The sequence below is a fragment of the Methylobacterium sp. 37f genome (genome assembly GCF_023093475.1).
GTDB lineage: Bacteria > Pseudomonadota > Alphaproteobacteria > Rhizobiales > Beijerinckiaceae > Methylobacterium.
In genome coordinates this window covers 1-6802 of the sequence record NZ_JAGHKN010000076.1, presented here as the reverse complement: position 1 = coordinate 6802, position 6802 = coordinate 1, and the positions used below count along the sequence as shown (strand labels likewise).

The window sequence follows — 6802 nt, the reverse complement described above, 5'->3', positions numbered from 1 at the left end:
CTCCCGAACCCGCCCCAAGACAGTCATCGTGGTGGCGCGATCGGCCTATTATTGACTCCGCGAAGTCTCTCGCAAACACCCTGCCAGTCCTCGGCCCGAAACGGCGAGCATCGAAGCCAAGTCGAAAGGATTTTTATTGATGTGTTCCGGCGGTCACGGGGGACGATCCCCCATCGATCGGGGCAGGGGCCGGACATTCCTTCCGGATGCCGGTCACTTATGCCGCAGGCCGCTCCCTCAGGTTCGGTCGCGTGCGACCGGCGCGCGCAGCAGGTAGGTGTCCATGATCCAGCCGTGGCGGGCCCGGGCGGCCTCGCGGACGGCGCCGATCTCGGCTGCCACGTCGCCGAGGCGGCCCGAGACCAGGATCTCGTCGGCGCTGCCGAGGAAGGCGCCCCAGTAGATGGTCAGGTCCGGGTCGAGATGGTCGAAGCGAGGGCGCCCGTCGAGCATCACCACGGTGGTGTCGGCCCCCTCTCCAAGGCCGCCGGCGATCTGCCGGCCGGTGGTGATGGTGATCGGGGCGCCGATGCGGTTGAGCGGGATGCGGTGGCTCGCCGCCAGCGCCTGCACGCTGGTGATGCCCGGAATCACCCGGACCTCCAGGGCCAGGTGGCCGCGCGCCAGGATGCGGTCGATGATGCGCAGCGTGCTGTCGTACAGGGAGGGATCGCCCCAGACCAGGATGGCGCCGCAGCCCTCCGCATCGAGTTCCGTGGCGATCATCGCCTCGTAGAGCGTGGCCCGCGCCGCGTGCCAGGCCTCGACGGTCGCGCCGTAATCGGACGGGTTGCGGTCCCGCTCCGGGTCCTGCGCCTCGACGAAGCGGTAGGGCCTGTCCGTGAGATAGCGGGCGCAGATATCCCGGCGCAGGTCCACGAGGTCGGCCTTCTGGCGGCCCTTGTCGAGAGCGAAGACCACGTCGGCGGTGTTGAGGGCGCGGATGGCCTGGATCGTCATGTGCTCGGGATTGCCGGTGCCGATCCCGATCACCAGGAGAGTTCTCATCGCGCCGTCCTCCGCTGCCGAGGCGTCCTCCGCACCCGCCCGCGCCGAGGCCCGGGCCGCCCGCTTAGAGCATGCGGCCGCGAAGGGAAACCGATCGCGCGAGAAACGTCGTGTGTTCCCAGTCCCTTAGGGTACGCCCGAGATGCCCCCGCAGGTGGGCGAGCACGCCCCGCGCCAAAACCGCCCTGTCGCCGTCGCCGCCCGCATGCTAACAATGGGGTCGAGATGACCTGCACCCGGCACATGGCACTCTGGCTCGCGGCCACGATCGTTCTGATCGCGGTCGGCCTCATGCCGTCCGGCGCCCAGGCCCATGCTGGCATGGGCCACGCCGACCAAGCCCATGCTGGCATGGGCCACGCCGACCAAGCTCATGCTGGTCACGCGCGCGGCGGCGCGGCCCCCCTCCCCCCGGCCGCTTCGGCGCAGGCCCGGATCGGCGACGCCGAGGCCCGGATGCTTCTGCCCGTGGCCGCGATCCGGACGGCCGTAGTGCCGACGGCCACGCCGGTCCGGGCACTCAGTGCCGGCGCCTGCGACGGCGCCTGCTCCAATGCCGGCTGTCGCCTGCCCAGTTCCTGCTGCACCAGCGCCGGGCTCACGCCGGACAGCATCGACGCGGCCGGACCACGCGGCCCCAGCGAGCGCACCCTGGCGCGCGCCCTCCCCGCCCGGACGGACGTCATCCCGGAAGCCGTTCCCGAACCGCCCAGATTCCACGCCTGACGCTGCCCCGCGTCCGATCGGCGCTCGAGGTCCCCGGCGGACCTTGAGGCCGGGACGCGGTTCCGTCTTCCCCGGCGAAAGAATCCTGGTCGAAAGAACCCTGGTCCATGTCCCGTTCCATCGCGGCCGCCCTGCGCGTGCCCGCCCTTCTGTGCGCCCTCCTCCTGCTGATCCTGCCCGGCCCCGCCATCGCCCATGAGGGCCATGATCACGGCGCTGAGGCCGCCCCCGTCCCGGCCGCGGTCCTTCCGCGGGCGGAGAGCGTCTCCGAGCGCTTCGAACTCGTCGTCGTGGTGCAGGGCACCGACCTCGTGCTCTATGTCGATGCCCTGGCGACCAACGCCCCGGTCGCGGAAGCGACCGTCGCCGTCATGACGCCGGAGGGGAGGCGCAAAGCCGTCGCAGCCGCGCCGGGGACCTACCGGCTCGCGGCCCCCTGGCTGGCGTCCGAGCCGCACCACGACCTCGTGGTCGGGGTCTCGTCCGAGGGCCGCACCGACGTCCTCAACCTCGATCTCGACCTGCCCGCGCCGGCCGGTCCCCCCGCGGCGGGCATACCCGCGGCGTTCGGCCCCAAAGCGTCCGACTTAAAGATGTCCGACCCAAAGGCGTCCGGCCCCACGGCTGCCGCGATGGCCCTGGCGGGCCGCCTCGCCGGGCAGCACCCGGCCGCCCTCGCGGCCGGCGGCTTCCTAACGGGGCTCGGAATATCCCTCGGTCTCGGCGTCTTCGCCCTGGCGCGCCGCCGCCGCTCCGGACAGATCCTCGCGGTTCTCTTCGCCGTTCTCTTCGCAGCGCTCCTCGCGGGCGCGGCGGCCCTGGTTCTGGTCCCGGTCGGCACGGCCCTCGCGCATGAGGGTCATGCCGAGGGGCCTGAGACGGACACGCCCGTCACGCCGGCCATGCTGAGCGGCGGCGTCCTGATGGAGCGCGCGCGGCGCCTGCCCGACGGCTCGGTCTTCGTGCCGAAATCGCTCCAGCGCCTGCTGGCGCTGCGCACCGGCCTCACGGCCGAGCGATCCGTCACGCGCAGCGCCGAACTGCCGGGGCGGATCATCCCCGACCCCAATGCCAGCGGCGTGGCGCAATCCTCGGTCGGCGGCCGCCTGGCACCGCCCGAGAGCGGCTTTCCCCGCCTCGGCACGCGGGTGAAGCGCGGGGACGTGCTCGCCACCGTGACCCCGCCGGTCCAGGCGGTGGACGTCTCCGACATGCGCCAGCGCCAGGGCGAACTCGACCAGCAGATCGCCATCCTGGAGCGGCGCGTGACCCGCTTCGAGCGGCTCTCCACCACCGGCGCGGTGGCGCAGACCCAGCTCGACGATGCCCGCTCGGAACTCGGCGGCCTGCGCGACCGCCGTGCCGCCCTCGACGCCGTCCGGCGCGAGCCGGAAGCTCTGGTGGCGCCGGTCGACGGCATCATCGCCGAGACCAATGCGGTGGCGGGCGCCATGGCGGCGCCCGGCACGGTGGTCTACCGCATCGTCGATCCGGCCAGGCTCTGGGTCGAGGCCCTGAGCTTCGAAGCTTTGGCCGAGGGCAGCCGGGCCACGGCGCAGCTGGGGGACGGCGGCACCCTGCAGCTCGCCTATCGGGGCACGGGCCTGGCCGACCGCAACCAGGCGGTGCCCGTGCAATTCGCTGTCGAGGGAGACGGGAAGGGCGACATCAAGAGCTTGCGCCTCGGCCAGTTCGTCACCGTGCTGGCGCCCGTCGGCAGCGCCCGCCCCGGCCTGCCGGTGGCGCGCTCCGGCATCGTGCGGGCCGAGGGCGGCAGCCTCGTCTACGAGCACGTCAGCGCCGAACGCTTCCTGGGTCGCCCGGTGCGGGTGGCGCCGCTGGATGCCGACCGGATGCTGGTGGAGGACGGGATCACGGCCGGGCGCCGGGTCGTCGTCCAGGGCGCCGAACTTCTCGACCAGATCCGCTGAGGCCCCGATGTTCGAGACCATCGTCGCGCAGTCCCTGCGCAACCGCCTGCTCGTGGTGGCGCTCGCCGCCGCCCTGGTCCTGACCGGGCTCCTGGCCCTGACCCGCCTGCCCGTCGACGTGCTGCCCGACCTCAACCGCCCCACCGTGACGGTGATGACGGAGGCCGAGGGACTCGCCCCCCCGGAGGTGGAGCAGCGCGTGACCTACCCGATCGAGACCCGGATGAACGGGCTTCCCGGCGTCACCCGGGTGCGCTCGGTCTCGGGCATCGGCCTGTCCATCGTCACGGTGGAGTTCGCCTGGGACGCCGACCTCTACCGCGCCCGCCAGTTCGTGGCCGAGCGCCTCGCGCTGGCCCGCACCGAACTGCCCGCCAACGTGATGCCCCAGATGGGGCCGGTCTCGTCGATCATGGGCGGCATCCTGCTGGTGGCGGTGACCTCCGAGACCGCGACGCCGATGCAGCTGCGCGAGACCGCCGACTTCACCCTCCGGCCCCGGCTCCTGTCGATCCCGGGCGTGGCCCAGGTCATTCCCATCGGCGGCGAGGTACGCCAGTTCCGGGTGGCGCCGAACCCCGCCGCCATGCGGGCGCTGGGCGTCACCCACGCGGCGATGACCCAGGCGCTGGAGGGCTTCGGCACCAATGCGGGCGGCGGCTTCACCGATGCGGGTGCCCGCGAGGTGCTGATCCGCGCCATCGGCCGGACCATCGACCTCGACGACCTTCGCAACCTCGTGGTGGCCACGCCCGCAGGGCCGGTCTACCTGCGCCAGGTGGCGGAGGTGGATTTCGCTCCCCGGCCCCGGCGCGGCGATGGCGGCTACATGGGCAAACCCGCCGTCATCGTCTCGGTGGAGAAGCAACCGGGGGTCGATACCGTGCGGCTGACCCGGACCGTGGAGGCGGCGCTCGCCGACCTCGCCCCCAGCCTGCCGCCCGGCATCGCGGCGCAGAAGATCCTGTTCCGGCAAGCGGATTTCATCGAGACCTCCCTGCACAACGTGGTGCAGGTGCTGCTCGAAGCGGTCGCGGTGGTCGCAGTGGTGCTGTTCGCCTTCCTGATGAACGCCCGCACCACCCTGATCTCGCTCACCGCGATCCCGGTCTCGATCCTCGCCACGGCGGCGATCTTCTCCGCCCTCGGGCTCTCCATCAACACGATGACCCTCGGTGGGCTGGCCATCGCCATCGGCGAACTCGTCGACGACGCGGTGGTGGATGTGGAGAACATCCTGCGGCGCCTGCGCGAGAACCGACAGGACGGCGCGCCGCGCTCGTCCTTCGCGGTGATCGTGGCGGCCTCCAACGAGGTCCGCTCCGGCATCGTCTACGCCACCGCGATCATCTGCCTCGTCTTCGTGCCGCTCTTCGCCCTGTCGGGCATCGAGGGCCGGCTCTTCGCGCCGCTGGGGCAGGCCTACATCATCGCGATCCTGTCGAGCCTTCTCGTCTCGCTCACCCTGACGCCCGCCCTCGCCTCCTGGCTGCTCCCTGGCCTGAAGACCCTGGAGGCGCCGGAGGGCCGGCTGATCCGCTGGCTGAAAGCCGGCAACGGGCGGCTGGTGGCCTTCGCCTTCGGCCACCAGCGCACCGTGATGGCGGCGGCCGTGATCGGCGTCGGCGCGGCGGCCTATGCCGCCACCACCCTGCCGCGGGCCTTCCTGCCCCCGTTCAACGAGGGCTCGTTCACCGTCAACCTCGCCTTCACGCCGGGCATCTCGCTCGCCGAATCGAGCCGGATCGGCGCCATCGCCGAAGGTCTGGTTCTCGACATCCCGGAGGTGGACCGGGTCGGGCGCCGCACCGGCCGGGCCGAACTCGACGAGCATGCCGAGGGCGTCCACTCCACCGACCTGGAGATCGGCATCAGGACCGGGAATCAGGCGGGGAATCAGGCGAGGAATCAGGCCGGCGGGCGATCGCGCGAGGCCGTCGTGGCGGAGTTGCGAGCCCGCCTCGGGGTGCTGCCGGTCTCGGTCAATGTCGGCCAGCCGATCTCGCACCGCCTCGACCACATGCTGTCCGGCGTCCGGGCCGAGATCGCCCTCAAGCTGTTCGGCGAGGACCTCGACGGCCTGCGCCGCACGGCCGAAGCCCTCAAGAGCGCGTTCGAGACGATCCCCGGCATCACCGACCTCGCCATCGAGAAGCAGGTCCGCATCCCGCAGCTCGAGGTCCGGGTCGATTCCGGACGGGCCGCCCTCTATGGCGTCGCCCCCGGCGCCGTGGTCGAGGCGGTGAGCCGCCTCGCCAACGGCCGGGTGGTCTCCACCCTGGTGGACGGCCTGCGCCGCTACGACGTCACCCTGCGCCTGCCGGAATCCGGCCGCTCGGTGGCGGCCCTGCGCGAACTCCTGATCGAGACGCCCACCGGCTGGGTCCCGGCCCACGCGCTGGCCGACATCGCCGAGCGCGACGGCCCCAACCAGATTCTTCGCGAGAACGGGCGTCGGCGTCTGGTGATCCAGGCCAACACCCGGGCCGGCGCCGACGGCTCGGCCGTGGCCGCCGCCATGGCGGAGATCCTGGCGCGGACCACCCTGCCCCAGGGCATCACCCCGAGCCTGGAGGGCGCGTTCCAGGCGCAGGGGGAGGCGACCCGCACCATCGGGCTCCTCAGCCTCGTCTCGCTGGCCCTGGTCTTCGCCCTGCTGGCGAGCCGCTACCGCTCCGGCGTGCTGGCCCTCATCGTCATGGGCAACGTGCCCCTGGCGCTGATCGGCAGCGTCGCGGCCCTGTTCGTCGCGGGGCTGCCCCTGTCGGTCGCCTCGATGATCGGGTTCGTGACGCTCACCGGCATCGTCGCCCGCAACGGCATCCTGAAGATCAGCCACATCCTCAATCTCGGGCTGAGCGAGGGCCTGCCCTTCGGCCCGGCCCTGGTGCTACGCGCCAGCAACGAGCGGCTGGTGCCGGTGCTGATGACGGCGCTGGCGGCCGGCATCGCCCTGGTGCCGCTGCTGGTCGACGGCACGGCGCCCGGCAAGGAGATTCTCCATCCCGTCGCCGTGACGATCTTCGGCGGCCTGTTCAGCGCCACCCTGCTCGACGCGGCGCTCACCCCCGTCCTCGTCCTGCGCTTCGGCCGGGGCGCCTTCGCCCGGCTGCAGGCGGCGCAGGCCCCGGCTCCCC

The 6802-nt window shown here is 72.3% G+C and carries 4 protein-coding genes; 3 read left to right on the top strand and 1 reads right to left on the bottom strand.

Annotated elements, in window-relative coordinates; genetic code table 11:
• Positions 1-237: 237 nt before the first annotated feature.
• The gene (gene cobF, locus J7U37_RS24560) at positions 238-1008 is read right to left on the bottom strand and encodes a precorrin-6A synthase (deacetylating) (protein WP_247637447.1); all 771 of its coding nucleotides are present in this window, start codon (positions 1006-1008) and stop codon (positions 238-240) included.
• A gap of 225 nt (positions 1009-1233) precedes the next feature.
• Here cobF and J7U37_RS24555 point away from each other — a divergent pair, with 225 nt between their 5' ends.
• The 3 genes from J7U37_RS24555 to J7U37_RS24545 form a co-directional block, all read left to right on the top strand.
• Positions 1234-1734 (top strand): hypothetical protein, encoded by a 501-nt coding sequence (locus J7U37_RS24555; RefSeq protein WP_247637446.1) that lies wholly within the window; start codon positions 1234-1236, stop codon positions 1732-1734.
• A gap of 107 nt (positions 1735-1841) precedes the next feature.
• The gene (locus J7U37_RS24550; RefSeq protein WP_247637445.1) at positions 1842-3665 is read left to right on the top strand and encodes an HlyD family efflux transporter periplasmic adaptor subunit; all 1824 of its coding nucleotides are present in this window, start codon (positions 1842-1844) and stop codon (positions 3663-3665) included.
• Positions 3666-3672: 7 nt separating this feature from the next.
• Positions 3673-6802 (top strand): efflux RND transporter permease subunit (locus tag J7U37_RS24545; RefSeq protein ID WP_247637444.1); only part of this gene is annotated, 3130 nt, incomplete at its 3' end.

Bases quoted from the DNA above. Each gene is read 5' to 3' on its own strand.
- cobF (WP_247637447.1), bottom strand. From the start codon at position 1,008: ATGAGAACTCTCCTGGTGATCGGGATCGGCACCGGCAATCCCGAGCAC.
- J7U37_RS24550 (WP_247637445.1), top strand. From the start codon at position 1,842: ATGTCCCGTTCCATCGCGGCCGCCCTGCGCGTGCCCGCCCTTCTGTGC.
- J7U37_RS24555 (WP_247637446.1), top strand. From the start codon at position 1,234: ATGACCTGCACCCGGCACATGGCACTCTGGCTCGCGGCCACGATCGTT.